We start from the raw sequence: 26971 nt of genomic DNA on the forward strand, positions 1-26971 counted from the left end.
GACGGAACCATGAGGCGTGGGTGGGCGTCCCTTTTTTGGTGGACGAGAACGAGTTGAGCGACGCTGAGCGGTTGGTGTGGCGGGCTTATCCGGTTGGCGAACGTGTCCAACTGGATGGGGCCGAAGTGCGTGGCGAGGTGCTCGCCGCGCTGCTTCTCGGTGCCGTGCCGCCGCGTCCCGGGTATGCCTCCGGGATCTCGTTGCGGGGTGCGCGCGTTACGGGGCGGCTGCGGTTGAAGGGTGCCGCGGCCGAGGCCGGGCTGCACTGTACGGACTGCGAGTTCGACGACAAGGTTGAGTTCGTCGACGCCAACCTGCGCACCCTGCGGATCGAGCGTTGCCGCCTTCCCCTGCTCGTCTGCTCGCGGCTCCGGCTGGACGGCCTGCTCAACCTGGAGGGCTCGGAGATCGAGCAGGGGTTGTGGCTGGACGGGGCGCACGTCGGCGGCCCGCTGGTGATGAACGGGATGCGGCTCGGCCCGGTGCTCGCCGACAGGCTCACCGTGGAGGGGCGGCTGGACGCCCGGAATCTCAAAGTGCAAGGCGAATTCCGCGCCCACAATGCGCACATCGGCGGCAGCCTGAACTTCAGCGGTTCGCGGATGAGCAACCCTGGCGGGATCGCCCTGAATCTAGGCGGCATCACGGTCGAGGGTGGGGTCTGGTGCTGGCGCGGGTTCGAGGCGCAGGGCACGCTCCGTCTCATCGGCGCCACGTTCACGGCCAATCTGAACCTGGACGGAGCGCGGCTGAGCCAACCGGGCGAGGGCACGGCCCTCAACCTGGACCGGGCGTCGATCGGGCACTTCGTCGCGCAGGACCTCCAGGTCGGCGCGGGGCAGGTCAGCATGCGCGGGACGCAGGTAAGTGATGGTGTCGACATGCGTGGCGCGGTGCTGGTCGGGAGCGGCCCGGACGAGCCGGTCCTGGCGATCGACAACGCGTCCATGGCCTACCTCGAACTCAGGAACATCCGTGCTTCGGGCGAGGTCATGATCCGTGCCTGCCGGGTCGAGAACCGCATCTGGCTGAGTGGCGCCGATGTTCGCAATCCCGAAGGTAACGCCGTGCGCCTGAACAGGACGGAGGTCGGGGCTGACGTCTTCTGCCGCGGCCTCACCCTGGAGGGCACGCTGAGGCTCTCCCGCTCACGGATCGGGGGCCTCTTGGAACTCGACGACGTGCGGCTTTCGGGGGCCGCCAGCACGGCGATCTTCGGCCATGCCCTCCAAGCGGGCGAGTTCAAGCTCGTCCCCGCCCAGCCCGTTCAAGGCACGGTCTTCCTGAATCACGCCCAGATCGGCGTGCTGCACGACGACCCTGTCTCATGGCCCACCGAGTTGGTCCTGACCGGAACGCGGTACGACGCGCTGGAGCCTCGGCTGCCTGCGGGAGAGCGGCTGCGGTGGCTGACGCGCAATCCGGAGGGGTACGAGTCGCAGCCGTACGAGCAGCTGGCCAACTATTACGCCGCCACCGGGCAGAACGCGGACGCGCGCAAGGTGTTGTACGCCAAGGAGCGCCATCGGCAGGGCACCGAGACCCGGGTGATCCGGGGGTGGAGCCGGCTCCAGGACATCACCACCGGATACGGGTACCGGCCGTGGCGGGCGCTGTTGTGGTTGGGCGTGCTGCTGACCATGGGCGGGCTGGTGTACGGGTTCTCGCCGCCGGCGCCGCTCAAGCGGGGTGAGGCACCGCACTTCAACCCGGTGATCTACACGCTGGATCTGCTGATCCCGATCGTCGATCTCGGGCAGGAACGTGCGTTCAACCCTGCGGGCGCGCACCAGTGGCTCTCGTACACGCTGGTCGCCGCGGGCTGGGTGCTCACCGCCACCGTCGCGGCGGGGGCGGCGCGGATCGTCAGCCGGCGCTGACCCGGGTCGAGTAGTCGTAGTCCGCCAGCGGGAACGATCGGCTGCGGCGGCGGGCGGCCACCACCGAGGACGGGCGCTGCCAGGGGGCGTCGCCGTGCTCGTCGAAGTAGTAGCTGTTGGCGGTCGTGCAGTCGCCGTTGAGGAAGACGGTGCCGGGCATGCGGTGTGCGACCCAGTTCATGTAGCGGTCGTGGGCCTCCTGTCGGACTTCCGCGCGGGTCACGCCGCGGCGGCGTGCCTCGCCGATGACGCGCAGGGCGTGGCGGATCTGCGCGTCGATCATCTGAAACCAGGACAGGCCGATGTTGCCGTACGGGCCTGGAACGAGGAAGAGGTTGGGGAAGCCGGGCACGGCCGCTCCCTCGTACGACTGCCGCCGGTGCTGTTTCCAGAACGCGGTCAGCTCGACGCCCTCCCGGCCGACGATGGGGAACGAGATGTCGAACACCTTGAAGCCCGTCGCGAGGATGAGCGTGTCGATCTCGCGCTCCGTGCCGTCCACGGCGCGGATGCCAGTGGCGGTGAGACGGTCGATGCCGGTGGTCACCAGGTCGACGTTGCCGCGGTTGAACGTGCGCCAGTAGTCGTTGGAGAACGAGGGACGCTTGCAGCCGAAGCCATACCTGGGCGTGAGCTCCGCTCGGAGCTGCGGGTCCTTCACCTGGCTCTTGAGGTGGCGCAGGCACCTGCGTTCGATCGCCTTGACAAGCGGCTCGACGCGGCGGTGGTGGACGACGCCGGTGACGATGACCTCGACAGCGGTGGTCGTGACGAAGCGCGTCGCCCTCTGCGTCGCGGGCACCCGGCGGAAGAGCTCCTGAACGGGGCGCGGCAGCCGCGGGTCGAACTTGGGATACACCCAGATCGGTGTCCGCTGGTAGACGTCCAGGCGTGCCACCCTGCCCGCGATCTCGGGGATGATCTGGAGGGCCGTCGCACCCGTGCCGATGACGGCCACGCGCTTGCCGGTCAGGTCATGGTCGTGGTCCCAGTGGGCGGTGTGCACGGTGTGGCCGGTGAAGTCGTCCAGCCCCTCGATCTCCGGGAAGCTCGGGGTTGTCAGCGCTCCCTGGCACGACAGCAGATAGCGCCCGGTCACCGTGGATCCGTCCGCCAGCTCCACGCGCCAGATGTCGCCGGTCTCGTCGAAGCGCGCGGCCACGACGGTGGTGTTGAGGCGGACGTGCGGCATGATGCCGTACTTGCGGACGCAGTGGTCGGCGTAGTCCTTGATCTCCGGGCCCTTGGCGTACAGCCGTGACCAGGTCGGCCGCGGCTCGAACGCGAACGAGTAGGTCGGCGAGGGGATGTCGACCGACAGGCCCGGATAGGTGTTGTCGCGCCACGTTCCGCCGATGTCCCCGGCGCGTTCCAGCAGCACGAAGTCGTCCACGCCGGCGCGCTTCAGGGCGATGCCCGCGCCGATCCCCGCGAATCCGGCGCCCACGATGACCACCTCGTGGTCGGGTCCGGCCTGTTCCGTTTCCGAGGTCTCGGTCATCAAGCACGCCTCCCAGGGGTCCGGCCGCAATTCTACACATAGTCCAATAACTACGGATGTGGCGTTCGTCATGCACACCCCGGCAGGCCGCCCCTAAGATCAATTTCCTATCCAGGAGGGGTGTTTTCTTTGCGTCGTACATGGATGTACGCATCTGTCGGGCTCGTCCTCAGCGGTTCGCTGCTCGCCTGCAGTGCCGAGACGCCAGCCGGCAAGGTCAGCGCGGTGCAGGCCGCGCCCAAGCTCCCTAAGGGCAAGGTCAGCCCGGTCGCCAAGAACCTCCGGGTGACGCTCGACAAGTTGCGTCTCCAGGAGGTCCTGGACACCGCGCCGCCCAGCAGCGCCCAGGCCCGTTCGCTCGGCAGCCCGGTCGACAAGGAGGCGCAGACGGTGAACGACCGCGCCCGCCTGCTCGCCGCCGCGCCGGCCGCCAAGCCGATCGTCCAGCAGCCCCAGGTCGACGCGACCATCATCGAGCTCAACCGGCGCGGCCGCCCGGTCTCGTCCGGCACCGTGCTCATGAGCCCCGCCTACAAGAACGGTGTGGCGATCCCGGTCGACCGGAACTTCACCGCCAAGGACGTGCGCTGGCGGCAGTGGGACGACAAGGGCTGGTACGCCAACAAGGGCCAGGGCACGATCGACGTCGTCCCCGGCCGCGAGAAGGCCACCGTCGACCACATGCTCAACTACCCGGCGTCCGTCCTGAAGCTGATGGTCAACTTCGGCGTCCTGCGCCTGGCGGACCAGGGCAAGGTCAAGCTCGACGAGACGTTCAGCTACAAGCCCGACCCCGTCAGCTCGCTCTGCGGCGGCGCCACCGCCAAGACCGTCCGGCAGTACATCGACGAGTCGCTCACCTGGTCGTCCAACGGCGCGTCCTGCGCGCTCGTCAAGCTCCTGCACGAGCGCGGCGGCATCGACCCGCTCAACCAGACGTTCCAGGACCTCGGGCTGCAGACCCTGCAGCTCAAGGGCACCAACCCCGCCAACGGCGGCCGGTGGTCCAACTCCATCACGATGAGCTCCCTGGACACCGCCAAGCTCCTGGCGCTCGTCAACGGCGCTCCCGGCAAGGTCTGGACGGCCCCCAACGGCAAGCCGGTCACGAGCAAGGTCCTGTCCCCCGCGTCGCGCAAGCTCTTCATGTCGAAGTTGAGCCAGCAGGGCTACAACGACATGTTGTCGAGCACCAACTGGTGCGGCGGCACGTACCCGGCGGCGGGCATCCCGCAGGTGACCCCGTCCCGGTGGATCGGCAAGGACGGCACGGTCACCGTCAACGCCTCCAAGTTCGGCCGTGACGTACGCCCGTGCAACAAGAAGGCCGAGGTCCGCTTCTCCCACAAGACCGGCTGGGTGAACAACACCGCGAGCGACGCCGGAATCGTCCGTGCCCTCCCGGGCAAGGGCGGCCGCACCTACATCGTCGTGGTCTTCTCCAACCTCGGCACCCAGTACGTCGACGCGAACCGGCCCACCACCCCGCCCGGCATCTACCCGTTCTCCTACACCGAGAAGTTCGCCAAGCTGGGCCGCGCCATCGACACCTACGAGAAGCGCAAGCGCCGCTAGACAGGATCGAAGCCGAGGTCGATCGGATGACCTTGGCAGGCCCGCTGGGCGCCGGGATGACCGGCGCCCAGCGTCCGGCCGAACGCGTCGAGCGTCTCTGCGCGAAGAGTCTCGCCCTCATCTCTCACTCCTGACGCCATGAGGGCGGACGCGAGATTCGCCGCGCACTGTGCTCGCCGAGCAGCGCCCAGAGCCGCCGCAAGGTCGCGGCCCCCAGGCCTGCCGCTGATTCATGATCGCCACAGGCCGCCAGGTCCGTGGCCAGGTTGGCCACGGTGAGGGTGTAGTGATGGTCACGGCCGAGAACCGCCTCCAGTCCCGCCAGTGCCGCCTCATTGAGGGCCTTGCCTCCTGCGGCTCTCCAGTAAGACGCTGCGTTCGGTGGTGACCAGGATGTGGTCGAGCCCGTCGATCAGAACCAGCCACCGGGAGGCGGACGCTCGAACGGTCGGCCTCCACTCCCGTCCGCAGCGGCTGCCATCGCGTCAGGCAGGCTGCGACTCGGACGGCAACGCGATGGGCATCGAGGGACCGTACGGCGCCCGGTCCGGCTTGGACGATCTACGGGCGTCCCGCCACCAGCTCCCCTGGTCCTGGAGCACCCGCGCGACGGCCGTCGACTTCCCCACGCCAGGCTCCGCCACGAGAATGGCGAACTGGCTGGCCTCGAGCATCTGCGCGAGGGTGAGCACGCCGATCCGGCCTCTACCGCTCACGGCACTCGGTGCGCTGTTCAACGTAGGGGTCCATCAACGGCGGGGCGCTGCCGATCGAGTACACGTACTGGTGATGTGAAGAAGCCTCCGCGCACTGCTCCTCGAGGAGCCTGCGCAGAACCGGCGGGAGGGCCTGAGGCTGCCGCCGCCACCACCAGAAACGGGCAGAGACGATTCCACACGTTCCCGCGCTGGTGGCGAGGGACGCCAGCCCAACCCCGAGGGCGTCACCCCGGCGGACTGAAGTGCCAACAACAGCACCGCGAGGGCTCCCAGCCCGACGGTCGCGATCAACCACGCCCGGCTCGGCCGGGCGTCCTCGTTCTCCGAGGTGCCGTCGTCGGCCCGGCTTTCGACGAGCACCTGGAAGAGCGACGACAAGGACCAGCCCGGCGACGAGGGCGATCGGCGCCCAGTGCTTGACGCGCTCCAGGCCGAACGGGAGCTCGCCCGACGTCACGACGTTGCCGATGAGGCTGAAGACTGACGAAAGCAGGACGTTGACACAGACACCGCAAGGAGGCAACCCGATGGCCTCCCGCGGTCTCGCATCACCGGATCCCCTTACCTGCCGCCATAGTGCAGCAAGGCGTTTCGAGGTTCAGCGATCGGTATGGAGCTGAGATACGGGCTTGGTGTAGCGACGGCACGGCACGGTGATCGGACCGTTCGGGCCGGGGGCCTGATGGTCGAACGGGCCTTCGTCAGCCCAGCCCTGGCGCTCGTAGAAGCGCCGGGCCCGAGCGTTGCCCGCGACGACGGCGAGCCAGGCCTTGGCGTGACCGTCGGCGTGCACCAGGCGTTCGGCCTCGGCGAGAAGGGTGGCCGCGACGGCCGAGCCGCGGTGGCCGTCGGCGACGTAGACCTGCTCGACCTCATCGCCGACCACCATGATGAAGCCCGCAACCTCGCCCCCGACAACCGCGACCGTGGTGTCCGCGACACGTTCCACGGCTCGGATCTCGAACGATTCAGGAGTGCGCGCCGCGAGCAGCTCGTCGGGAACGTGGCCGAAATGACCGTCCCGCCATCCGTCCCGCCAGATGACGGCCACTGCCGCCGCATCGTCTGGACGGGCTGGACGCAGGTCGAGGGGTGACATCCAGCCAGCGTAACCAGCGGACCGAAGGGAGAAAGGCGGCCCGCACGGTGCGCGTTGACGGCAGTCGTTATGTGTTCGGGGGTGCGTGGCGGATGGTGCACGTGTTGGTGTTGCCACGTGCAGGCGTGCCTGTAGGCCCGGCGCTGGGGGTGCGCCGGGCTGCAGGCTGGGGGTGTGCGGGGTGGTCAGGCCGCGTGGTCGTGCCAGGGGTTGTCGGCCTGATCGACGGGTCTGCCGCGTCTGGATCTGGCGACCCCGTCAGGTGGCAGCGCCCGATACCGGTAGCGGCCGTCCTTGGTGGTGGTGATGTGTATCTGGTGGGGGTGGGTGTGTTTCCAGCGGTTGTGCCATCCGCAGCATAGGGCGAGTTTGTCGATGTCGGTGGGGCTGTTGCCCAGCGCCCACCCGTCGACATGGTCGACCTCGCACAACAGCCCCGGCACCTCACAGCCCTGCACCGCACAGGTGTCATACAGGGTTTCCAGCACCCGGCGTTGCCCGGCGGTGGCGATCCGCACCGCATGCCCCAGATACAGCGGCACGTGGTCGGGGCTGAGGATCAGTGGGGAGATTCCGGCGTTGAGGGCGATGCGCCGCACCTGCGCCGCCGGGATCGGGGTGCCGTCACGCAGCCGCCCGGGGGTGTTGTCGCCGGTCAGGGTCTGCAGGTCGGCGATGACGGTGATGCGGGTGTCCCTGTGTCCACCGGCCAGCACCGTCGACAACGCCGCAGCGGTGCGTTCGGCCAGGTCGCGGCGGTCGTCGGTGCCGGCGGGTTTGGCGAGCGGTGCGAGGGTGCCGTCCAGGATGGCGGTGTCTTCGGGGTTGAGCCACCCGTGCAGGTAACAGCCGCCATCCAGCGACCGGCTCACGGTCATCCACGACCGCTGATACCCCCGCGCCGCATCCTGTGGCGGCTGGTCTTCGCCGGCGAGTTCGGCGACCAGGTCATGCACTCTGCGGCCCAGCCGCGCCAGGTTCCGCGCCGACACCCCGCCAGCCACCGCCTCCAACAAAATGCCCTCGGCCGCCGCACAGTCCTCATCGTTCAGCCGCTGTACGGCGTCGGCGATGGTGGCGGCATACCCATACGACAGGGCGCCGGTGGCCAGCCGCTCGCTTACTTGCTGCAGGCGGGGGAGTTGGCGGGCCAGGGTGAGGCGTTCTTGGGCGCGGCCCTCGCGCATGCCCAGCCGGCACCGCAACCACGCCTGAGTCGACGCCAACCCCCACCGCTTGGGTTCCCCGGTCCGGTCCACCACCGCAATCAACCCCGCCAGCACCTGCTCACCCTGATCCAACGCGGCGGCGAACCGTTCGGCCAGCTCCATGCAGGCGGTCCCGGAGTCGGGTGCCGATCGTTGGGTGAGTTGGGTGGTGATCGCGGCGGCCGCTTCCACCAAGTCAGCGGTGGAAGCGGAATCAAGTCCCGCCACGATCGAATCCATGCCGTTATTCTATCGTCACGTTCGGTGATATTGCAAGGTGTTGAGTGGCGATTGCCAGCGGTATCCGGCCACCTTTTTGTGACCGGTGCGACAGATGGCCGTCCCGCGATTTCCGTTGATCAGGAGCGGCGAGCCGGAAGGCTAAGTCGGCGTCATTCGGCAGGGTCAGCGTGTGCGTTTGTGGCCGTTTTTGTGGGTGGCTGGGGCGGGGGTGTTGTCCCACGGTCGTTGTCGGTTGCGGGCGGGTGGATCGGGGATTAAGTTGGCTGGTTTGGGTGGGTGGTTGAGCGGTGCCGAAATGACCGTTTGCGGGCTGGTGCGGCTTTGTCGTGGGTTGCGGTCACGTTGGTTGCTGTTGCGGGATTCTGGTCTGCGCACAAGGGTGATGGCGGGCGGTGGCCTGAGGTTGTGGCACATCCCGCGCTCCGCGCGGGCTTAAGGTCGAACATCAGCCACCAGCAAACCCGCACAACACCAACGCGCCGTGCCCGCCGCCTCCCTTCTTGTCGCCGCCGCTTTTTGGGTCTTCAGCCCCAACCGACCGGCTGCCGGGCGGGGTGCGGAGCCAAAGGGGTGACCGCTGCCGCAACCGCGAAGCGGCACGAAGTAGGCTGCCGCCCGAAATCCTGTGTGTGCGCACCTGCCGTGCCCGCCGCCTGCTTTCTTGTCGCCGCCGCTTTAGGTCTTCAGTCCCAACCGACCCGACAGCCGGGCGGGGTGCGGCGCCAGAGGGGTGACTGCTGCCGCCAACCGCGCAGCGGCGCGAAGTAGGCTGCCGCCCGGAAACCGGTGCGTACGCACGTGCCGTGCCCGCCGTCTACCTTCTTGTCGCTGCGCTTTTTGGGTCTTTAGCCCCGCCTCACCCGACAGCCGGGCGGGGTGCGGAGCCAAAGGGGTGGCCGCTGCCGCCAACCGCGCAGCGGCGCGAAGTAGGCTGCCGCCCGGAAACCTGTGTGTGCGCACGTGCCGTGCCCGCCGTCTACCTTCTTGTCGCTGCGCTTTTAGGTCTTTAGCCCCGCCTCACCCGACAGCCGGGCGGGGTGCGGAGCCAAAGGGGTGACCGCTGCCGCCAACCGCGCAGCGGCGCGAAGTAGGCTGCCATCCGGAAACCGGTGCGTACGCACGTGCCGCGCCGCCGTCTGCCTTCTTGTCGCTGCTGCTTTTGGGTCTTAGCCCCGCCTACCCGCCTACCCGCCGGCCGGATGGGTGCGGAGCCAGAGGGGTGACCGTTGCCGCCAACCACGCAGCGGCACGAAGTAACCTGCCGCCCGGAAACCTTTGCATGCGCGTACTGTCCCCGCCCACTGCCCATCTTGTCGCTGGCGCTTTTAGGTCTTCAGCCCCAACCGACCGGCTGCCGGGCGGGATGCTCAGCTAAGGGGCCGACCGGTGCTGCCAACCGCGAAGCGGCAAAGATGTGTGCCACAAATGCGCAGGTCGACGCGAGGGCCAAACTTCCGGTCAATTCCTTTCTGCGTCGCGGATGTTTGTAGCTAGGCCGCGCTAATCCGCAGTTGGGTGACTAACCAGCTAACGGTGCGACCCTTGCCGCCACTACTCACCCCACACGTCTGCCTGCCGTCCACGGCCCTGCTACTGCTCACACCAAGCTTGAAGCGAATTGCTTCCGGCAGAGCGGGCGAGTAGTTGTAGCCGGTTGCGCGGGCCGTTCCCGGAAGCGGACACAGGGGCCTAGTTCTTGGTCTCCGGTTGCTGGCCGCGGACGGGCAGCCCAGAGTCGTTTGGCGACCGTTTTGGGTATCGGCTCTAGCAAAGGCGAAGGTATCGCGTTGCGAACCCTCGCTGAGTTTCTGGTCGTCGCCGGACTCGGCAATGATCACCGTGCGGAGACGACCGCCAAGTACCACGAGGACGTGGCGTGTATACCGGCGACGGCGAGCGTCGCACAAGGCGTTGTCGGCATTCTGTGACCGTGTTGTCGCGGAACGCTGCGCCACCATGGTGCGCTCGCCGATCTCCGCGTTCATCGGGGAAGATCTCGACACCGGCTTCCCGGTGATCGAACCTATGGGTACTGGTCAGCTGTGCCAGGCCTGAGACGGGGAAGGGGACCGATGACGGTTGTGTCCAACGCGCTGGTCGGCCTGGCATTGGTGGCGAGCGTGGCGGTCGCCGGGTGCGGGGCTGCGGGGGAGTCGTCGATCATGGACAAGGACACGCTGGTCGCCGGTGTCCGGCCTGACCTTCCGGGGATCGGGCTGAAGCGTCCGGACGGCTCGTTCGAAGGGTTCGACGTGGACGTTGCCCGGCAGGTGGGCGCGCGGCTCGGCAAGCGGGTGAAGTTCGTCCAGTCGTTCGCCGCCGACCGTGAGCGGCTGCTGCTGGAACGGCGCGCCGACCTGATCCTCACGTTCTGGGTGCGGCCTGACTGGAAGCTCCGCCTGACGTTCGCCGGGCCCTACTACCCCTCGTACCAGGACATCCTCGTGCGGACCGGCGAGCGCGAGATACGTGGCGTGCGCGACCTGAAGGGCCGCAAGATCTGTGCCGTCCGCGGAGCCGGGGCGGCCGACCAGGTGACCAAGGAACGAGGCGTCGCCGCCGAGCAGGTGTTCGCGCAGGACTACGACCAGTGCGCTGCCATGCTGCGGAGCAGGAGCATCGATGCCATCACGACCAACGACACCATCCTGGCGGGGATCAAGCTGCGCCAGGGCCAGGACTTCCGGCTGCTGAACGCGCGGTTCGGTGAACAACGCACCGGGATCGGGATGCGGCGCGGTGATCCCGACGGCTGCGAGGCCGTCAACAAGGCCATCACCCAGATGTACCAGGACGGCACGATGGCCAAGCTCATGCACAAGTGGTTCAGGGGATCAGGGCTGGACCTGTCGGTCATCGAGGTTCCGGAGTTTGAGGGCTGTCTCTGACTTCGGGCAGCGCCAGCCGGGCTACTGCGCGGGGCGCGCCGTCCGTTGCCGGAACAGCTCGTCGTCGACGTCGATCGGCTCTGGGCCGGACAGCGCCGGCGATGGCCATGGCAGACCGGAGTCGGCGTTGGCGCTTGATCGGGCCGCCCATGTGGGGGGTGCCTCTATGTTCTTGGTCAAGCCAGGTCGTCGTCCGGGAAGAGGTATGCGTCGGTCTCGGCGTAGTAGATGACCGCCTCGCAGGCTTGCTGTGAGGAGGGAGGGGTGCCGTCGTGTTGGGCGCTCCAGGCTTCGAGGACGTCGCGGATCAGGAAGGCTTCCAGGAGGTAGGTCCGGCCGTGTGCATCGGGCCGGGTGCCTTCGGTGTTGGGGTCGGCTATTGCGTCGCTGTGTGCGGTCCAAGGTTCGCTGGCGTAGACGGTCAGGCCGTCGTCGGCTTCGGTCAGCCGACCGATCAGCTCCTGAAGTGTCATTCGTCCTCCGCTGTTGCTCATGCGTGTGGGCTGCAGAGTCTCACGGGGCGTGGGGTTCGGTGTTCGTAGAAGGTGCCGTCGCGGAGCATGGCGAACAGAACGCTGATGCGGTGTCGGGCGAGGCGGAGCAGGGCTTGGGTGTGGGTCTTGCCGCGTGCTCGGCATTGGTCGTAGTAGGTGCAGGAGGCGGGGTCGTGCAGAGCGGCGAAGGCGGAGAGGAACATGGCTCTCTTGAGTTGACGGTTGCCGCTTCTGGGAGCGTGTTCGCCATGGATCGAGGTTCCTGAGGATTTCGTGGTGGGGGCGGGGCCTGCGTAGGAGGCCAGGTGGGCGGCGGTGGGGGAGTTGGTGCCGTCGCCGACGGTGACCAGCAGGACGGCTGCGGTCCTGACTGCGACCCCGGGCATGGAGGTCAGGACATGGGAAAGAGGGTGGGCCTCCAGCAGGGTGGCGATCTGGCTTTTCCAGCGCGCGTCGCTGCTGGTGAACGGCCGTCAGGGAGCGGCGAGTGAGGGGATTACGAGGTCGAGGTCGAGGTCGAGGGTGCTGGTGCCCGGGACGATCACGGTCTGTTCGTCGAGGGCGGCGAAGACCTCGTCGATCAGCCGCTCGGCCATCCGCGGAGCCTTGGGACGGATCAGGTCCACAAGCCTGCGCCGCCCGGCTTTGCGCAGTGTCGCCGGGGAGCCGTGGCGCCCTAGCAGCCAGGTGACGGCGGGATGGTCCAGCCGGGGGCCCAGCATCCGTTCAAGGCTGGGGCGGAACTGGGTGGCCCCCTTGCAGGACCTCGAAGAACATAACGGGGGGTGGGTACGCATGATGTCGGCTTGGCGATTCGGACGACGGGCCGGGGGACCACGCGGTCAGAGAAGAGTGGCGGCTCGAACGCGGTTTAGGTGGATGAGGACGTCGTAGAACGTGCCCAGAGCCACGGGCCTGGCTGGGTCCGGATAGTCGGCTCCGATTTCGCGCGTCGGCCGAGCCTGCCGCAGCCAGCTACGGGCCGGCTCCGGGACGGTACGCATGTCCAGCACGTAGTCGCGGTACCGCACCTTGTCGAGCGTGTGCTCGTTGCCGCCCTTGTCCCCAGGTCCCACTGTGACCGGACGCAGCACGCCGGTGTCGGGGTCGAAGGCGTTGAACGAACCGTGGTCGAACGTGAAGCCGATGTTCACATAACGGCGCCCGATTTGTTCTCTGATCAGGTCGCCCTGGATCCGGTACGGGTATTCCGGGCGCGAGTTGCCGTACGCGACGTGCCCGTTGTGGGCCGACAGCAGCGTCTTGCCGCCCGTGCGCCGGTTCCACCAGATCGTGTTGTCCGCCATCGCCTGCTCGCGGTGTTGGACGGCTCGCAGCAGGTCCGCCTGGTCCTCAAGGTCGTACGAGTAGATCTCGGCTACCTGGGCGATGAACTTCGCGTACTGAACGATGGTGCCGTCGGCTCCACGTTCACGCAGTAGATTCACGACCTGTGTGGCGTCGGCCAAGGATGCCTTGCGTTCGGCAAGCGGCCTCTGCGGATAAGCCTGCATCCAAGTCTCCATGCCAGCGTCAGGCCGCAGGCGGCTGTAGCGCTCCTTCACCGTCGGCAACATGTCGGGGTGGTGACTGCGTACGTATCCCTCCACCCGAACGAACAGCTCCATGCCCGGATAGTCGATGTCGTTTCCGACGTACTGGAGCTTGGTGGCGTGCCGTGCGTTGTAGGCGCGCATCCACTGGAAGAGGTCGAGGTACTCGCGGGTGTTCCACAAGCGCGTACCGCCCTGGAACTCCTCCTCCATGATCTGCCGTATGTCGCCCTTGCCCTTCACCACGTAGTCGTTGATGCGGAGACCCGCGGCCACATGCACTTCCTGGCTGAACGCCCTGAAGCCCTTGGTCTCCGCCAGGTACCGGAAGACCCTGTGCTTCATGGTGAAGAACTCGCGTGAATTGTGAGTCGCCTCGCCCAGACCCACCACGGTCGCCCCGTCCAGCATGTTTCCGAGCATGTGCAGATCGTTCATGCTACCGGCCGGCTCGGTGCTGAGTAGCGGGTGCGCATGCGTCTCAATGGCGCCGACCACTGGTGCCACGCCATCTGCACTTGCGGGTTGCGGGACGGACGCCAGCACGCCGGCGGCCACGAGTCCTTGGAGTACGTTACGTCGAGTTCTGATCGGCATGCCGCACATGATCTGCCGACCCCGACTCGTCCGGCACTACCGCTAGCAGCCCTGCTTTACGGGGGCCTTCCCCACTACCGATGCTTCAGAGATCCACCGGTGAAAGGGGCTTCACGTGCCACTGCGGATCGGCGGAATCCGGGCCGGGAGCCGGCGGAATCCGAGCCGCGATCTGCTCGCGAGCGTGCTCGCATTCGCTGAAGCTGTACGGGCAGGCTAGGGCGTGCTCAATCAGCTTCTTGGCCGCCTGCGCCTGTGCGATGCGCTGCTCAAGCTCTTGGACGTGGCGGCGCAGCATGTCGCGGTGGTCCATCGGGCTGGCGGTGGACAGTAGCGTACGCAGCTCGGCCAGCGTGAAACCGGCCTCCTTGCCCATCAGGATCAGCGCGACACGCCCCAGGTCCGCCAATCCATATGAGCGTTGACCCCCCGCGAGCCGCGCGGGCTCCAGCAGACCCATGCTCTCCCAATGCCGCAGCACATGCGTGGCCAGCCCGAACCGTTCTGCCAGCTCGCCGATGGCCAGCCCCTCGTCTGCTTGTCCGCTGATGGCTAGCCCTTCGTGTGTCTGCTCGCCGATGGCCAGCCCCTCGTTTGCCGGCTCGCCGATGGCCAGCCCCTCGTCTGCTTGTCCGCTGATGGCCAGCCCCTCGTTTGCCGGCTCGCCGATGGCCAGCGTCTCGTCTGCTTGTCGGCTGATGGCGAGCGCCTTGTCGGTCTGCCCGCCGATGGCCAGTCCCTCGCTTGACTTCATGTGTACATTAACCGGCACCGTGACCGGCATGATCAAGTCATCGATCGCGGTCACCCGCGTGGTCAACTCCTGCGTGCTGCTGGAATTCGACGGCCACGCCGTGCTCACCGACCCCTGGTTCATCGAACGGTGGTGGCTGCGCCGTGGAGAGCCGTTGGGGCTGCGGATCGCGAACCTGCCCCCGCTCGCCGCCATCGTCGTCACCAATCTGGCCACCAACCACTGGGATCTGCGTGGCCTACGCGCCCTTCCCGCCAAGGAGACCACGCCGCTGTTCGTGCCCACCTCTGGCATGGCCCGCCGCGCCAGGGCAGTGGGATTCCTGCGTGCTGAGTGCCTGCGTTGGGGACAGACCCGTGACATCGCTCCCGGTGTCAGCATGCAAGTGGTGCCCTCGGGGCGGACTGTGGTGTGGCCCAACAACGCGTATGTGTTCGGTGCGGCAGGCGGCCGGGTGTTCTTCGGTGGTGAGATCGCCGAGGTCGAGCTCCTTGAGCGATACCGGGCCGAGCAGCCGCCGGTGGACCTGGCTCTGCTGCCGGTCAACGGGCTGCGCCCGGTGTTCGGCCCGCGCCTGGTGATGGGCCCGGAGCAGGCCGTCGCCGGAGCGGCCGTGCTCGGCGCGCGAGCTCTGGTCCCTGTGCACGACGCCCACGGGCACGACCCGCTGTCGCGGCTGTTCCGGACCAACGGCACCGCCTCGGACGCGGTACGGCTGGCCGACCCGGATCTGCATGTGGCGGACCTGCCGACTGGTGAACGTTGGGAGTTGCCGTGCTGAGCCCGTTCATGCACGGGGAAGTCACGCAGGTCGAGCCGATCGCCGAGCGCATGCGTCGCATCCGCATCTCCGGCCCCGAACTGCGCGACCTGGACTGGGTGCCCGGCATGCACATCCGCCTGCGGGTCTGCGACCCGCGTCGGCCTGGCACGTGGCTGCGCGGCTTCCTGCGTACTTACTCGATCTGGGATTACTCGGCGGAGGGCCATCTTGACATGTGCATCCTCGACCACCCCGCCGCTGGCCCCGGGGCGTTGTGGTCACGCCGGGCTCATGTAGGCGACGTCGCCGTCTTCATGAGGCCGGAGGGCAGGTTCGTGCTGCGGCAGGACGCGCCGTACCACCTGTTCACCGGAGACGAGACCGCAGCCGTCGCCTTCGGCGCGATGCTCCGCGCGCTGTCACCCTCGGCCATCGTGCACGGCGTGATCCTGGCCGACAGGCCAGGCGATCAGCTCCCTCTTGCCCGAAGTGATCGCCTGACCTGGGTCTACCGGCCCGATGAGCTGCCGGACGCCGTTCTTTCGCTGGACTTTCCCGGCGAGCCGGGCGTCGCCTATGTCGCCGGCGAGGCGCGCACCTGCCAGGCGGTGCGGGGCCACCTGGTGAACGAGCGCGGCTGGTCCCGCCGGGACGTCGTGGTGAAACCGTTCTGGGCACCAGGACGACGCGGCATGGACTGACTCGGTACGGCACACGCCCGGCCGGGCGGGCTGTCCGGCGGCGAGCTCCCGCAGCCCGCCCGGCCAGCACGCACGGACCCGACGAGGTCAGCGCGACCGTGGTCAGTCGCGAGCTGTGATCTGCTGGATTGCCCAGCTATTGCCGTCCGGGTCGTTGAAGTAGCAGAACCCCACGTTGTTCAGGTCGTCGCCGTCGCGCGCCGGACGCTGCCCTTCCTTGGCGAAGACCTGGCCTCGGAGACGTCCACTCCGCGCCCCGCGAGCTCGGCCCGCGCGGCCTTGACGTCGTTCACCACGAGCTGCACGCCCTTGAGTGAGCCGGGCGCCATGCCCTCGTGGGCGTTGCCGATCACCACCGAACAGCCCGACCCGCGTGGGGTGAGCTGAACGAAGCGCACGTCGGCGCTGACCGAGGTGTCGTGGTCGACGGCGAAGCCGAGCTGCGCCTCGATGTCACCAAGATGGCGCTCTACCGGCACGTGTCGAGCAAGGCCGAGCTCGTGGCCGTCACGATCGAGACGGCTGTCGGTGAACCACCGGACGTCAGGCGAGCAGGGAGACCGCTTCCGGCACATCCTCAGCGCAGTGGACGACGTCCACGACGCGCCACCCGACGACGGCTGGGCCTTCGGGCTAGACCGGATACTCGCGGGACCGGACCAGCTCATCACGGAAAAGAACGCCTAGATCCACGCGGGATTTCCAAGTGTCGAATTGAAATCACTTTGGGTTAATTCGGTAACTCTTGTCAGGCAGGGTTGGGTCATCTCTTGTTTGTTGAAGACTCTCCGAAATGGCCCACCCTGAAGGAGACTTCAGGGTGCTTCAGCCTAGCCTCAGGAAAGTCAGTCAGAGTGGATCCATCGAAGGAACGCCGCACGCTGGGAGGGAAACTGATGAGATTTCACCTTCGTGTCCGTCACGTGGGGAGAGAAATGGCGCTTCCACCGCCTGCGCGTGTGGGAAGGCCTGCACCGGCCGCGACACCGCGGCAAGGCGAAATGACGCGCGTGCGGATCGTTCCCGCGTGGCCGGCACGGCCCGCCTGGTCGGCCTTCTGGAGCGGATGGCTTGCCACCGGGCCATCGTCGCTGTCGCCGCCGTGCGGCAGCAGGTCGCGCTCGGCGGATGGTCAGGCCCAGGGCACGGTCAATCTGCCAGATCGCCGAGTCCAAGACGCTGGTGCCCAGTCCGGCGCCGGTGGCGGTGTTCCTGCCCAGCGCGAAGGACAGCAACACCTGCACGCGCCGGACGAAGCCGGAGCCGATGAACGACGGAAACGATGGCGTCGCAGGCTCTACCACTACCAGTGAGCGGGCCAGGACAACCGACGGCGTCGGGGCGAAGGTACGCAGCGCCCCGAGACCAGGAAGCCGCCGCGGGCCTGCTGTGGTGAGCCGCCGGTGAGGCTTGTCGTGGACCGCGGCGAGCCGGTCGGGTACCGCTTGCAGCCGTCCAACTCCGAAACCCTCGCAGTATCAGACCGTTCGGCTCACCGCTCCGCTGCGGCCACCTGCGGCCGGTCCGGTTCCGCTGAGAGGAACTTGTGGCCTCGCGCCTGCGACCGGGCCAGCCATACGCCGGCGACCTGTGAGGTGAGGACGGACAGCAGCACCAGTGCGACGAAGAAGGTCGCGTTGATGACGCCCGCCCCGAAGGCCACCGAGGCCAGCACGATGCCGGGGCCGCCGCGGGCGTTCATCGCCACCGCGAAGTCGGTCGACCACGCCCGGTCCCTGCCGGCCAGCCGCGCCCCCGCCCATACGCTGCTGAACTTGATGACGCAGGCCACCGTGAACAGCCAGGCGAAGAACACCAGGTCCAGGTGGTGTACCAGGTCGATCCGGAACCCGACGAGCGCGAAGTAGATCGGCACGAAGAAGGCCAGCGCAAATCCCCGCAGCAAGCCGAGGCCGGGCGACTCCCGGGATGCCGGTTCGGCCATGGCGATCCCGGCCAGCAGCGCGCCGAAGATCGGGTCGATGCCCAGGCCCATGCAGCACAGGCACAGCGCGAACAGGAACACCAGCCGCAGTGCCGTTGGGCTGCGCCGCTCCAGCACGTTGAGCCGCCAGTTTCCGGTCAGCCATTGGAACAGTGCCCGGCCGCCGCTCAGGAAGACCGCGAAGAAGAGCACCGATGCGGCCACGTAGTAGGCCACGTACAAGCCGATCGCCTCGCCATCGAGGAGTGTGGGCAGGCCAAAGGTCGCGTCCCCATGGACGTTGGCAAGGCCGAGGATCACGGCTAGGACGACGTACAGCAGGATGTCCTCGACCACGGCGACGGTGAGGACGGTGCGGGCGAACAGGGTGCCCATGATGCCCAGGTCCATCATGATCCGGGAGATGACCGGGATGCTGGTCACCGCGATCGCCAGCCCCAGGACCAGAGAGATCGTGGCAGCCGAGCCGTGCGGACCGGCCAGCGCGCCGGGGTCGATCACCTGGGCGATGGTCAGCCCCCCGGCAAAGGGGATCACCAGACCCGTGACGCTGGTGAACAGCACCGTCTTGCGCTCAGTCCCCTGGCCGCCCGGCCGCATCTCCAATCCGGCAAGGAACACCATCATGACCATGCCGAGCTGGTAGACCGCGCCCAGCATGTGCGCTGTCGGAGTGTCGTGCGGGGCCAGCCACCCGCTGGCCGCCGGAGCGATCAGAGCGAGGGCGCTGGGGCCGAGCAGCAGCCCTCCAGCGATCTCGCCGATCACCGGGGGCTGGCGCAGCCGTACGAACAGGGCCGCACCCAGATGGGCTGCCAGCAGGAAGACCGCCAGCACGATCAGAATCCGGGCCACCTCGCCGACCGGCAGGGACATCGCTCGCCTCCTCGCGAGGGCAGGCACCGACCCAGCAGCGCGGCAGCGCAGGGGAAGGATCCATCAGTAAGCCGGACTTGCTCCGTGCACTCATGTGCTCTGTGCACTCATGTGCTCTGTGCACTCACAAGCTGCGTGATTTGCGTGACCGGCATTTCACTCGATCAGGGGCGCGACCGATGGCGTTGGCCTTGCTCGTTTGCGGAATACCGGAAGATCTGGACCTCGTCCAGTGGCTCGCATCCGTACTCCCCCACTCGTGTGTGGACCAGGAAGGTTGGCCGGTTTGAACCGATCAGGCACTGTTGGTGACCATACGTTCACTATAAGGAGTTGAACGTTGCTTTGCGATGCCATGGGCGTGAGGTGAACGTTGCCGGAGCGGGCAACTCCCCGCACCGACCGCGGACGACAGGTCCCGCACCTCCGAGCGAGCGGCGAGAGCGGCGACGGCTTCGTCCCGGCGGCGGGACCGCGGCCCTCATTCCACAACACTTCAAAATATTGGCAGATTAAATCCTCTGTAGCTAACGTAAATGCTGGGCAAAGTTCCAGATTTGGTCGGCTTATGAGGTCCTTCTGAAGGGGGTCATTGTGCTGAAATCATTGTGATGACCGATAACAAGCCGCAGCACGACACAAGCCCTATTGACGAGACCCCGGCAGAGCGCACCATCCGCAATTTCTTGGAGCTCCTGCAGGGCTTGCGGGTCGCGGTCACCGGCGTGCAGGTGCTTTTCGCCTTCCTGTTGACCGTGCCGTTCGCTCCGGGTTACGAGCGGATGACCGCCGCCGACCGCTGGCCGTTCTTCGTCGCGCTGGTCGCGTCCGCAGTGGCCTCGGTGCTCTTCATCGCTCCGGTGGCCCAGCACCGGATACTGTTCCGCCTTGGCTGTAAGGAGTCGCTGATGCGGCGGGCCAACCTTTACGGCATCGCCGGGACGCTGGCCCTGGCGGTATCGATGGCCTCCGCCACCCTAGTGGTGGTCAACTTCCTGTTCGATAGCCCGATCGCGCTCGTCACCTCCACCGGTGTTGCCTGCCTGGCCGGATGGCTGTGGTTCGGCAAACCGATACTCATCCGGATCCAAAGGGGGCGCATTCGTTCTCGGCGATGAACCCCGTGTGGACGAGGTCGTGGTGCGCGGGAGCGTGGTGGAGGAGGGCCGGACTCAGGGTGAACGAACGAACAGATGGGCAGCGCCAGGCGCTGCCCATCTGTTCGCGGGGGAGTGTCACCCGCCCCCGATGTCGCTCTCGTCCCCTTCGTTCTCCTGCCAGTGGCGGTTGGTGCAGAGGGTCTTGAACGGGCTGTCGGAATCTACCGAAAGGACATATACGATGCAGTAATGGATGGACTTGTTCGAGAACTTGTCGTTGTCATGCTTCTTGTGGTTTTTGATGGAACCCTTGAACTTAGAGTTTTTGTTGGACTTCTTGGACTTGTTGGAGTTGTTGGACTTCTTCGACTTCTTCGACTTGTGGGGGTTGGGGTCGGACTCATGGGAATTGTGGGAGGGCCTAGGGTCCTGGGAAATGGTAGTGGCCGTCGCAGGTGCTGCGCCGATCAGCGCACCAGCCATGCTCATGGCGAGCACGCTGGTGGCGGCAAAATACCGGAGCATGATGCTTCCTCTTTCCTGGGCGGGTAACGCCGATACCGGCGTCGGCGATATCTATCGCCTAACGCGAGAGATCTTGCCCAGGATTTCCATGCCAACGCACCCGCTCAATCGTCTATTCCTGGAAATGTCTCGGCAAAGTGGCGAGAGCGCGCCATGCCGTCGGCTAATTGAGATAGGGAATTCCTATTCGCCCGAAAAATGCCGCGCGGCGGGACGGTTGCCGGTTTGGAGTCGTGAGCGGTGAAGGAGCCACTGCCCATGCTCTGGCAAGTGTGATTTATCGGGTGCGGCAGTGAGATTCCGCGGGCGGCGGGAGCTGTACCTGGAACAGCGCGCCGCCCTCGGGCGCGTCACCGACCGTGATCTTGCCGCCGTGCGCCTGGACCAGGTCGCGGGTGATGGCCAGGCCGAGCCCGGCTCCGCCGTCGTCGCGGCTGCGGGCCTCGTCGAGCCGGACGAACCGTTCGAAGATCCGCTCGCGGTCGTCCGGCGGCACTCCGGCGCCGTCGTCGGCGACCCGCAGCACCGCCGCGCCGACCTGCCCACCGTCCTGCGCGCCCAGTTCCACGCGAATCCTGGCGGTCGCGTGCCGTTCGGCGTTGTCGAGGAGGTTGGAAAGGACGCGGGCCAGCCGTACACGGCTGCCCATGACCCGGGGGGCGTTCGCCACGTCGGCTTCGATGGCGAGGTCGCGTGTGCCCTGGGGACGTCGCCTCAGTTCGTCGCGCACCAGCTCGGCCAGGTCCACCGGCTCCGGCGGGGCGGGGCGGTCTCCGGCGTCGAGGCGGGCGAGCAGCAGCAGGTCGGCGGCCAGATGCTGGAGCCGGACGACGTCGACGATCAGTTCGGACACGTCCAGCAGCTGTGGATGCGCCGCGGCCACCTCTAAGTGCGTGCGCAGTGAGGCGATCGGGGTGCGCAGCTCGTGTGCGGCGTCGGCGACGAAGGCGCGCTGCCGCGTCACCGACCGTTCCAGCGCGGCCAGGGTCTGGTTCGTCGCGGCGGCCAGGTCGGCCACCTCGTCCCGCGACCTGGGCACGGGGACGCGGCGGGTCAGGTCGCCCGATGAGGTGATCTCCGTCAGCTCGCCGCGGATCGCCGCGACCGGGTGCAGCGCGCGCCGTGTGACCAGCCAGGTCACGGCCGCCACCACGGCCAGCAGCAGCGGCAGGCCGGCCAGCATCCCCCGGCTCACCGCAGCGACCGCGTGGCGCGTGGTGGCCAGGCTCGCGCCCGCGTACACGGTGACGGTATCGCCGCCGGGGGTGGTGGCCTGCACCGCTGCGAACCGATAGTCGGCGGTGCTGCCTTCCACGGTGGCGCGGCCCGTGGCATGCCGGACTTCGTCGGAGACCTGGCCGGGGTGGGGATCCTCCTCGTCCAGGTCGTCGTCGTCATCATCCTCTGCTGACAGGGTTGTGGTGGTCATCGGCCAAGGCATTGTGGCGGGATTGCCGGTGCCGCTGATGGACTGCAGGTCTTCGCTCACCGCGCGTACGCGGCCGGAAGAGTCCACGATCTGGACCGGGTGCGCCTCGGTGTCGTCCAGGTCGAGCCGGTTGTAGGGGATGCCGGTGGCGAGTTTCGCGGCGGTCTCGCGGGCGGTCATCTCGGCCTGAAGATCGGCGTGTCCGGCGAGGTTCGCCCGCAGCAGGGACATCACGACCAGTCCCGCGGCGACCAGCGCGACGGCGACCACAGCGGTCGCGCCCAGCGTGGCACGGGCGCGCACCGAGCCGAGCAGGCGGGGCATCTAGGTGCTCCCTCTCGGTGGCCTGCCGGGTTGGGCGGCGCCGCCGTTGGAGGCCAGGCGGTATCCGGCACCGCGCACCGTGGTGATCGATCTGCGGCCGAAGGGGGCGTCCAGCTTTCGGCGCAGCGCGCTCACATAGACCTCGACGATGTTGGGGTCGCCATCGAAGCCGCTGTCCCAGACGTGCTCGAGGATCTGCGTCTTCGACACCACCTGGCCCGCGTTGGTCGCCAGGTGCTCCAGCACCGCGAACTCCTTGGTGGTCAGTTCCACCTGCACACCGGCGCGCTGGACGCGTTTGGCGGCGGGGTCGATGGACAGGTCGCCAAGCTCGATGAGGGGCGAGGCGCCCCGGGTATGGCGCCGCAGCAGGGCCCGGACGTGGGCGAGCAACACCACATAGGAGAACGGCTTGGTGAGGTAGTCGTCGGCGCCGGTGTCGAGCCCTTCGGCATGGTCGTACTCGCCGTCCTTGGCGGTGAGCATCAGGATCGGAGTGTCGTCACCCGCCGAGCGCAGGGCCGAGCAGACCCGGTAGCCGTTCATGCCGGGCAGCATGATGTCGAGCAGGATGAGGTCGTAGTCGTTCTCCAGCGCCCGGGCCAGGCCGGTGGCGCCGTCGTGCGCCAGGTCCACCGCGAAGCCCTCGGCGACCAGGCCCTGCGCCAGTGACCTGGCCAGCCGTTTCTCGTCCTCGACGATCAGCAGGCGCATGCGTCCCACCCATTACTATCAGTGATATCCTCATTGCTTAGTGTAATAACGCGTGGTCGGTGTGCCAGCCGGCGCCGGCCCGGTCGGGCGGTTCAAGATCGGCAAGGCATGCCAGCGTCACCTGAAAGCCCTTTGGCTGCGCCTCGTGCCGACCTCACCCTTCGGGGAACGCAGATCCGGCCCGGGGAGGGATGGACATGAAGTTCGCTGCCAAGAATGCGCTGTCGGGAAGCTGGCCACTGCTGGTGGTCGCGGCCGTGGCGGGAGCGCTGGCGGGGGCCACCGCCACCGGATTTGCCGCGGGGAACGACGGCTGCGTCCAATCGGTCACCGTACGCCTCGACATCGAGAAGGCCGCCGCCGCCGCGCTGGCGGCGGTGCCCGGCAGCCACATCGAGGGCCTGGAACTGGACTACAACGGCCGGACCTTGATCTGGGAGGCCGACACCCTGGCCCGCGATGACACCGAGCGGGAACTGCACATCGACGCCTGCGACGGCCGCGTGTTGTCCAACAGGATCGACCCCCCGGAGGAGGGCGAGGACAAGCCCGACGAGGCCAAGGCGCTGCGATCGGCGAAGATCACCGCAATCCAAGCCGCACGGGCCGGTGCGAAGGCCGTGTCCGGCATCGCGGCCGCCGTGGACTTCGAATACCGCCGGACGAGGCACTTCTGGGGGGTCGACATCACCGCCGACAACGGCCAAGAGCACAAGCTACGGGTGGACGCCGCCACCGGCAAGGTCACCGCCGACACCGTCGAACAAGACCTCCACGGCTGATCTCCTCGAGCCTTGCCAGAGGCGGGCGTGCAGTCCAGGTTGGGCGCAGCTTCTCCTACCGGCCCTGGAGGCCGAAAAGGCAGAGTGATCCTCGTCGCTCCTCCCAGGCAACGGCGCGCTGCGGCCTCGCCCAAGAGCTGTCCTTTGGTGACTACGCGTATGTGTATGGGTGCGAGTCGAGCCGAAAACCGATCGACCTCACGCCTGGACGCTCCGTACGTCGGTTGCGTTCACCGAGCTTGACGGATTTTGGTTGACCGCATCAGGACACGCACGGTGACAACGGCCGGGTTCCTTGGCACGTCCTGCAAGTGAACATTTTGTTCCAAGGAGAGGGCGTGCGATGAAACTACGGGGGTTGGCAGCGCTTTCAGCGCTGTTTCTACCGGCCGGGGTTATGACGGCCGGTGTGGCGGAGGCGGCTCCCAAGCCGGTGCCACAGAAATGGAAGCTCACCACGCGCACCAACGTCGCAGGGGACGACGGCATCGGTGCCCTGGCGGTCACCGGACGCAAGAGCGCCTGGGCAGCCGGCAGCGTCTGGCAGGGGCCTCCGCTGCTGTACCGCTGGAACGGCAGCGCCTGGCGCCGGATCAAGCTGCCCGCGCACGTGAACCACCCGCTCGAGCAGATGGACGCCACCTCGGACAAGAACGTCTGGGCGTTCGGCGGTGACAGTTCATCGGTGTTCAAGTCGTTCCACTGGAACGGCAAGGCGTGGAAGACATCCGTCGTCGAAAGAGGCGAGGTCCACGCCTGGGACACGGAGGCGATCTCCTCTTCGAACGTGTGGCTGTCCCTCAACGAACACTCGGGCCGCGGCCAGTTGCGTAACTGGAACGGCCGCAAGTGGCGGAGCATGCGAATTCCCGCAGCGAGCAGTCTCTACTCAATGAGCTTCACGTCGGCCAAGAACGGGTGGGCTGTCGGCTCGAAGGCCAGTGGCGGCGGGGGCATAGCCCTGCGATGGAACGGCTCCTCCTGGAAGTCCACGGCCCTGCCGCGGATCCAGATGCCGAAGGGCTCCACGTCCCAGCTCAGCAGCGTCCTGGCGTTGTCGTCCCGGAACGTCTACGCCATCGGCTCCTACAGTTGGATGGTCGACGACGACGAGGAGCACCGTCCCATCGTTCTGCACTGGAACGGCTCCAAGTGGCGCAGGCTGACGGGCCCGAACGTGCATGCCGACATCTCCGGCCTGTCCACCGATGGCCGCGGCGGCCTCTGGATGAAGGTCAGTGGTGACAGGCTGGCGAACTACCGCGCCGGCCGCTGGACCGTCACTCGGATCCCGGGTCCGGCCGGACACCATGTCGGCATGGACGCCATGGCGAACGTCCCGGGCACCGCGACCATGCTCGGTGTCGGCTACGTCAGGCGCGACTCCGAGCCTGACATCCAGGACTCCGCCTTCTTCACCGCTCGCTGACCAGACCGGGAGCCGGCGTGCGCATTTGCGCGCACGCCGGCTCCACGAATTTTCGCCTAGTCCCGGCGGAACATGGACAGGCGTTCCATGGAGTGGACGGTATCCGCAGCCGCGTGAGTCGGGGAACCGGTGATCGTCCGTTGGCGTCGTTCTCTACGATCGATCGGCCAACGTGCAACCACGAGGAGTGCCCCCATGAGCGATGCCGAACAGCTGGCCGAGGCAACCGTCCTGCATGAGCAGGGGCTCCGGGCACGGCGCGAAGGCGACCAGGCGGAGGCGGAACGGTGCTTCCGGGAGGCGTTCGAGAAGGGCCGCCCGGCCGCCGCCCACGACCTGGCCGGGCTGCTGCTGAACCGGGGCGACAAGGCCGAGGCCGTGGAGTGGTATCGGCGCGCGGCGGAACAGGGCGTGCCCGAGAGCGCCTTCGAGGTCGGTTATGCGGAGCAAGAGCGCGGTGACCTGGAGGAAGCCGAGCGTTGGTACCGGCAGGCCGCCGAGGGGGGCCACGCGGGCGGCTACCTCAACCTTGGAGTGATCCTGCGCGATCGAGGGGCCGTGGACGAGGCGAAACAGTGCTACCTGCGTGCCTGGGAGCTGGATTCCGACGACAAGGCGGCCTCCAACCTCGCGGCGATCTACGACGACGGCGGGAAGGGCGATCTCGTTGCCGCCGCCGAATGGTACGGCCGGGCGGCCGACCTCGGTAACGCCATCGCCGCGTACAACCTGGGCTTCGTCTGGCAGGACCGGGGTGAACCCGACAAGCGCTTGGAGGCATGGCAGCGCGCGGCGGACCTCAAGCACCCCAACGCCGCAAACGCGATCGCCGACGCCCACCTGTCACAGCAGAACGTGGACGAGGGCGTCACCTGGTTGCGCAGGGCGGTCCTGGAGGTCGGCAACGCCAAGGCCGCGCGCAGGCTCAGGGACATCTACGCGAACGCGGGAGGGCACCGGATGGCCCGGTTTTGGGGCGAGTTCCCGGACGGGCCGACGTTCTACAGCCCGGAGTTCCAGGCGTACGCGAGTGGGATCGCCGCCGTCAGGATCCACCAGCAGGACGTGTTCAACGACGCCTTCACACACGATTACATCGAATGGGATCCGGAGGAAGCGACCGTGACACTGGACGGCCGCACCCTGCGGGGGCTCACCGTCCTGGGCAGCTTCTCCAACCTTTCCCAGACCTGGCTGTGGGCGTGGGACAACCCCACCTGGGAACAAGACCTGCCCGCCTTGGCAGGGCTGCGCACCCTTCGGGAATTCGGCGAACTCCACCAGATCCCCGAACTGCTCAAGGGCCACCTCGACTTCTCCCGGTTCAACCATCCTGCCGAGGGCGCGTTCACGATGGCCCTTGCCGCCGCCCCGCTCATCGGCGCCAAGGGTGTCAGCTTCGTCACTGTCAACGAAGGAAAGGGCCGGCTCGTCCTGGCCACCGACGATCCGAGCCTGCCCACAGCGCAGTTCGATCGCCTGGCCGTACCCCGCCTCCTCACGCAGGCCGCCGAGGTCTGGCCGCACGAGCAGCACCGTGTGGTCCGCGGCTTCATGGAGCACCACGGGTTCGAGATCAGCGAATCACCCGCCGTCATCGTCGTCGAATCCGCCGACGGACGCCGCGTCACCGTCCACTGTCCCCTTGAGAAGGCCAAGGAACACCCCGAGGTCAAGGCCATCCTCGGCCGCGACAACGCCACGATCGTGGAGAACACGCCCGCCCGCATCCAGGGTCAGCGCTCAGACGGCGAAAGCCCATACCGCCTGGTCGTGCTCTTCGACCTCGACGACCGCATCACCACCATCAGCAGCGGAGTGGAAGCCGCGCCCGGTGTGGGTGAGGGGAACGGTGAGTGAGGTGAAGCGGCT

The 26971-nt window shown here is 67.5% G+C and carries 24 protein-coding genes and 1 pseudogene; 11 read left to right on the forward strand and 14 right to left on the reverse strand.

Annotation, left to right across the window (positions count from 1 at the left end; all coding sequences use genetic code 11):
* Window positions 1-20: 20 nt before the first annotated feature.
* On the forward strand, window positions 21-1880 hold the full coding sequence (locus ACH34W_RS15015) for a hypothetical protein (protein WP_395961468.1): 1860 nt from the start codon (window positions 21-23) through the stop codon (window positions 1878-1880).
* Here ACH34W_RS15015 and ACH34W_RS15020 read toward each other — a convergent pair.
* On the reverse strand, window positions 1867-3381 hold the full coding sequence (locus ACH34W_RS15020) for a flavin-containing monooxygenase (protein WP_395961469.1): 1515 nt from the start codon (window positions 3379-3381) through the stop codon (window positions 1867-1869). The genes ACH34W_RS15015 and ACH34W_RS15020 overlap by 14 nt on opposite strands.
* A gap of 144 nt (window positions 3382-3525) precedes the next feature.
* On the opposite strand from ACH34W_RS15020, the gene ACH34W_RS15025 reads away from it, so the two are divergent.
* Window positions 3526-4956 carry a serine hydrolase gene (locus ACH34W_RS15025; RefSeq protein ID WP_395961470.1) on the forward strand — a complete coding sequence of 477 codons (1431 nt, stop codon included), beginning with the start codon at window positions 3526-3528 and terminating at the stop codon, window positions 4954-4956.
* A 485-nt stretch (window positions 4957-5441) separates the two neighbouring features.
* On the opposite strand, the gene ACH34W_RS15030 is transcribed toward ACH34W_RS15025, so the two are convergent.
* From ACH34W_RS15030 to ACH34W_RS15040, 3 genes are all read right to left on the reverse strand, one after another.
* A complete protein-coding gene (locus ACH34W_RS15030; protein WP_395961471.1) occupies window positions 5442-5672 on the reverse strand; it encodes a hypothetical protein in 231 nt (76 codons plus the stop codon).
* Between the two features lie 601 nt (window positions 5673-6273).
* Window positions 6274-6774 carry a GNAT family N-acetyltransferase gene (locus tag ACH34W_RS15035; protein ID WP_395961472.1) on the reverse strand — a complete coding sequence of 167 codons (501 nt, stop codon included), beginning with the start codon at window positions 6772-6774 and terminating at the stop codon, window positions 6274-6276.
* A gap of 185 nt (window positions 6775-6959) precedes the next feature.
* Complete coding sequence (locus tag ACH34W_RS15040; protein ID WP_395961473.1) at window positions 6960-8222, reverse strand: DUF222 domain-containing protein; 1263 nt, start codon at window positions 8220-8222, stop codon at window positions 6960-6962.
* 1790 nt (window positions 8223-10012) lie between these two features.
* On the opposite strand from ACH34W_RS15040, the gene ACH34W_RS15045 reads away from it, so the two are divergent.
* The gene (locus ACH34W_RS15045; RefSeq protein WP_395961474.1) at window positions 10013-10153 is read left to right on the forward strand and encodes a hypothetical protein; all 141 of its coding nucleotides are present in this window, start codon (window positions 10013-10015) and stop codon (window positions 10151-10153) included.
* 144 nt (window positions 10154-10297) lie between these two features.
* A complete protein-coding gene (locus ACH34W_RS15050; RefSeq protein WP_395961475.1) occupies window positions 10298-11113 on the forward strand; it encodes a transporter substrate-binding domain-containing protein in 816 nt (271 codons plus the stop codon).
* Between the two features lie 21 nt (window positions 11114-11134).
* Here ACH34W_RS15050 and ACH34W_RS15055 read toward each other — a convergent pair whose 3' ends face one another.
* From ACH34W_RS15055 to ACH34W_RS15075, 5 genes and pseudogenes are all read right to left on the reverse strand, one after another.
* On the reverse strand, window positions 11135-11293 hold the full coding sequence (locus ACH34W_RS15055) for a hypothetical protein (RefSeq protein WP_395961476.1): 159 nt from the start codon (window positions 11291-11293) through the stop codon (window positions 11135-11137).
* Window positions 11290-11586 (reverse strand): hypothetical protein, encoded by a 297-nt coding sequence (locus tag ACH34W_RS15060; protein ID WP_395961477.1) that lies wholly within the window; start codon window positions 11584-11586, stop codon window positions 11290-11292. Before ACH34W_RS15060 ends, ACH34W_RS15055 begins: the two co-directional genes overlap by 4 nt.
* Before the next feature lie 17 nt (window positions 11587-11603).
* Window positions 11604-12356: pseudogene (locus ACH34W_RS15065) on the reverse strand (transposase); the annotation flags it as partial.
* A 93-nt stretch (window positions 12357-12449) separates the two neighbouring features.
* Window positions 12450-13583 carry an erythromycin esterase family protein gene (locus tag ACH34W_RS15070; RefSeq protein WP_395961478.1) on the reverse strand — a complete coding sequence of 378 codons (1134 nt, stop codon included), beginning with the start codon at window positions 13581-13583 and terminating at the stop codon, window positions 12450-12452.
* Window positions 13584-13842: 259 nt separating this feature from the next.
* Entirely contained in the window at window positions 13843-14565 is a 723-nt protein-coding gene (locus tag ACH34W_RS15075) for a MerR family transcriptional regulator (protein ID WP_395961479.1), read from the reverse strand.
* Between ACH34W_RS15075 and ACH34W_RS15080 the strand changes: the two genes are divergently transcribed.
* Both ACH34W_RS15080 and ACH34W_RS15085 read left to right on the forward strand, forming a co-directional pair.
* Window positions 14540-15292, forward strand: a complete 753-nt coding sequence (locus tag ACH34W_RS15080; RefSeq protein WP_395961480.1) for an MBL fold metallo-hydrolase — start codon at window positions 14540-14542, stop codon at window positions 15290-15292. The genes ACH34W_RS15075 and ACH34W_RS15080 overlap by 26 nt on opposite strands.
* Window positions 15286-15975 (forward strand): siderophore-interacting protein, encoded by a 690-nt coding sequence (locus ACH34W_RS15085; RefSeq protein WP_395961481.1) that lies wholly within the window; start codon window positions 15286-15288, stop codon window positions 15973-15975. The genes ACH34W_RS15080 and ACH34W_RS15085 overlap by 7 nt, the downstream gene beginning before the upstream one ends.
* A gap of 179 nt (window positions 15976-16154) precedes the next feature.
* Here ACH34W_RS15085 and ACH34W_RS15090 read toward each other — a convergent pair whose 3' ends face one another.
* Window positions 16155-16454: a hypothetical protein gene (locus tag ACH34W_RS15090; protein ID WP_395961482.1), complete on the reverse strand. Its 300-nt coding sequence runs from the start codon at window positions 16452-16454 to the stop codon at window positions 16155-16157.
* A 49-nt stretch (window positions 16455-16503) separates the two neighbouring features.
* Between ACH34W_RS15090 and ACH34W_RS15095 the strand changes: the two genes are divergently transcribed.
* Window positions 16504-16662 carry a hypothetical protein gene (locus ACH34W_RS15095; RefSeq protein WP_395961483.1) on the forward strand — a complete coding sequence of 53 codons (159 nt, stop codon included), beginning with the start codon at window positions 16504-16506 and terminating at the stop codon, window positions 16660-16662.
* Window positions 16663-17467: 805 nt separating this feature from the next.
* On the opposite strand, the gene ACH34W_RS15100 is transcribed toward ACH34W_RS15095, so the two are convergent.
* A complete protein-coding gene (locus ACH34W_RS15100) occupies window positions 17468-18796 on the reverse strand; it encodes a cation:proton antiporter (RefSeq protein WP_395961484.1) in 1329 nt (442 codons plus the stop codon).
* 611 nt (window positions 18797-19407) lie between these two features.
* On the opposite strand from ACH34W_RS15100, the gene ACH34W_RS15105 reads away from it, so the two are divergent.
* Window positions 19408-19914 (forward strand): DUF6328 family protein, encoded by a 507-nt coding sequence (locus ACH34W_RS15105; protein WP_395961485.1) that lies wholly within the window; start codon window positions 19408-19410, stop codon window positions 19912-19914.
* Window positions 19915-20031: 117 nt separating this feature from the next.
* Here ACH34W_RS15105 and ACH34W_RS15110 read toward each other — a convergent pair whose 3' ends face one another.
* The 3 genes from ACH34W_RS15110 to ACH34W_RS15120 form a co-directional block, all read right to left on the reverse strand.
* Complete coding sequence (locus ACH34W_RS15110) at window positions 20032-20421, reverse strand: hypothetical protein (RefSeq protein WP_395961486.1); 390 nt, start codon at window positions 20419-20421, stop codon at window positions 20032-20034.
* Window positions 20422-20698: 277 nt separating this feature from the next.
* Window positions 20699-22174, reverse strand: coding sequence for an ATP-binding protein (locus ACH34W_RS15115; protein ID WP_395961487.1), 1476 nt, complete (start codon window positions 22172-22174; stop codon window positions 20699-20701).
* A complete protein-coding gene (locus ACH34W_RS15120) occupies window positions 22175-22888 on the reverse strand; it encodes a response regulator transcription factor (protein ID WP_395961488.1) in 714 nt (237 codons plus the stop codon). It abuts the gene before it with no gap.
* Between the two features lie 197 nt (window positions 22889-23085).
* On the opposite strand from ACH34W_RS15120, the gene ACH34W_RS15125 reads away from it, so the two are divergent.
* The 3 genes from ACH34W_RS15125 (at window position 23086) to ACH34W_RS15135 (ending at window position 26959) form a co-directional block, all read left to right on the forward strand.
* The gene (locus ACH34W_RS15125) at window positions 23086-23670 is read left to right on the forward strand and encodes a PepSY domain-containing protein (protein WP_395961489.1); all 585 of its coding nucleotides are present in this window, start codon (window positions 23086-23088) and stop codon (window positions 23668-23670) included.
* A gap of 397 nt (window positions 23671-24067) precedes the next feature.
* A complete protein-coding gene (locus ACH34W_RS15130) occupies window positions 24068-25099 on the forward strand; it encodes a hypothetical protein (protein WP_395961490.1) in 1032 nt (343 codons plus the stop codon).
* Window positions 25100-25294: 195 nt separating this feature from the next.
* On the forward strand, window positions 25295-26959 hold the full coding sequence (locus tag ACH34W_RS15135; RefSeq protein ID WP_395961491.1) for a DUF6882 domain-containing protein: 1665 nt from the start codon (window positions 25295-25297) through the stop codon (window positions 26957-26959).
* The last annotated feature ends 12 nt before the right edge of the window (window positions 26960-26971 follow it).

Origin of the sequence: Actinomadura sp. 6N118, from assembly GCF_044326415.1 — a bacterium.
Taxonomy (GTDB): Bacteria; Actinomycetota; Actinomycetes; order Streptosporangiales; family Streptosporangiaceae; genus Spirillospora.

Bases quoted from the DNA above. Each gene is read 5' to 3' on its own strand.
- ACH34W_RS15020 (WP_395961469.1), bottom strand. From the start codon at position 3,381: ATGACCGAGACCTCGGAAACGGAACAGGCCGGACCCGACCACGAGGTG.
- ACH34W_RS15025 (WP_395961470.1), top strand. From the start codon at position 3,526: ATGTACGCATCTGTCGGGCTCGTCCTCAGCGGTTCGCTGCTCGCCTGC.
- ACH34W_RS15035 (WP_395961472.1), bottom strand. From the start codon at position 6,774: ATGTCACCCCTCGACCTGCGTCCAGCCCGTCCAGACGATGCGGCGGCA.
- ACH34W_RS15040 (WP_395961473.1), bottom strand. From the start codon at position 8,222: ATGGATTCGATCGTGGCGGGACTTGATTCCGCTTCCACCGCTGACTTG.
- ACH34W_RS15050 (WP_395961475.1), top strand. From the start codon at position 10,298: ATGACGGTTGTGTCCAACGCGCTGGTCGGCCTGGCATTGGTGGCGAGC.
- ACH34W_RS15060 (WP_395961477.1), bottom strand. From the start codon at position 11,586: ATGACACTTCAGGAGCTGATCGGTCGGCTGACCGAAGCCGACGACGGC.
- ACH34W_RS15070 (WP_395961478.1), bottom strand. From the start codon at position 13,583: ATGCTCGGAAACATGCTGGACGGGGCGACCGTGGTGGGTCTGGGCGAG.
- ACH34W_RS15080 (WP_395961480.1), top strand. From the start codon at position 14,540: ATGATCAAGTCATCGATCGCGGTCACCCGCGTGGTCAACTCCTGCGTG.
- ACH34W_RS15100 (WP_395961484.1), bottom strand. From the start codon at position 18,796: ATGTCCCTGCCGGTCGGCGAGGTGGCCCGGATTCTGATCGTGCTGGCG.
- ACH34W_RS15105 (WP_395961485.1), top strand. From the start codon at position 19,408: ATGACCGATAACAAGCCGCAGCACGACACAAGCCCTATTGACGAGACC.
- ACH34W_RS15110 (WP_395961486.1), bottom strand. From the start codon at position 20,421: ATGCTCCGGTATTTTGCCGCCACCAGCGTGCTCGCCATGAGCATGGCT.
- ACH34W_RS15115 (WP_395961487.1), bottom strand. From the start codon at position 22,174: ATGCCCCGCCTGCTCGGCTCGGTGCGCGCCCGTGCCACGCTGGGCGCG.
- ACH34W_RS15120 (WP_395961488.1), bottom strand. From the start codon at position 22,888: ATGCGCCTGCTGATCGTCGAGGACGAGAAACGGCTGGCCAGGTCACTG.
- ACH34W_RS15125 (WP_395961489.1), top strand. From the start codon at position 23,086: ATGAAGTTCGCTGCCAAGAATGCGCTGTCGGGAAGCTGGCCACTGCTG.
- ACH34W_RS15130 (WP_395961490.1), top strand. From the start codon at position 24,068: ATGACGGCCGGTGTGGCGGAGGCGGCTCCCAAGCCGGTGCCACAGAAA.
- ACH34W_RS15135 (WP_395961491.1), top strand. From the start codon at position 25,295: ATGAGCGATGCCGAACAGCTGGCCGAGGCAACCGTCCTGCATGAGCAG.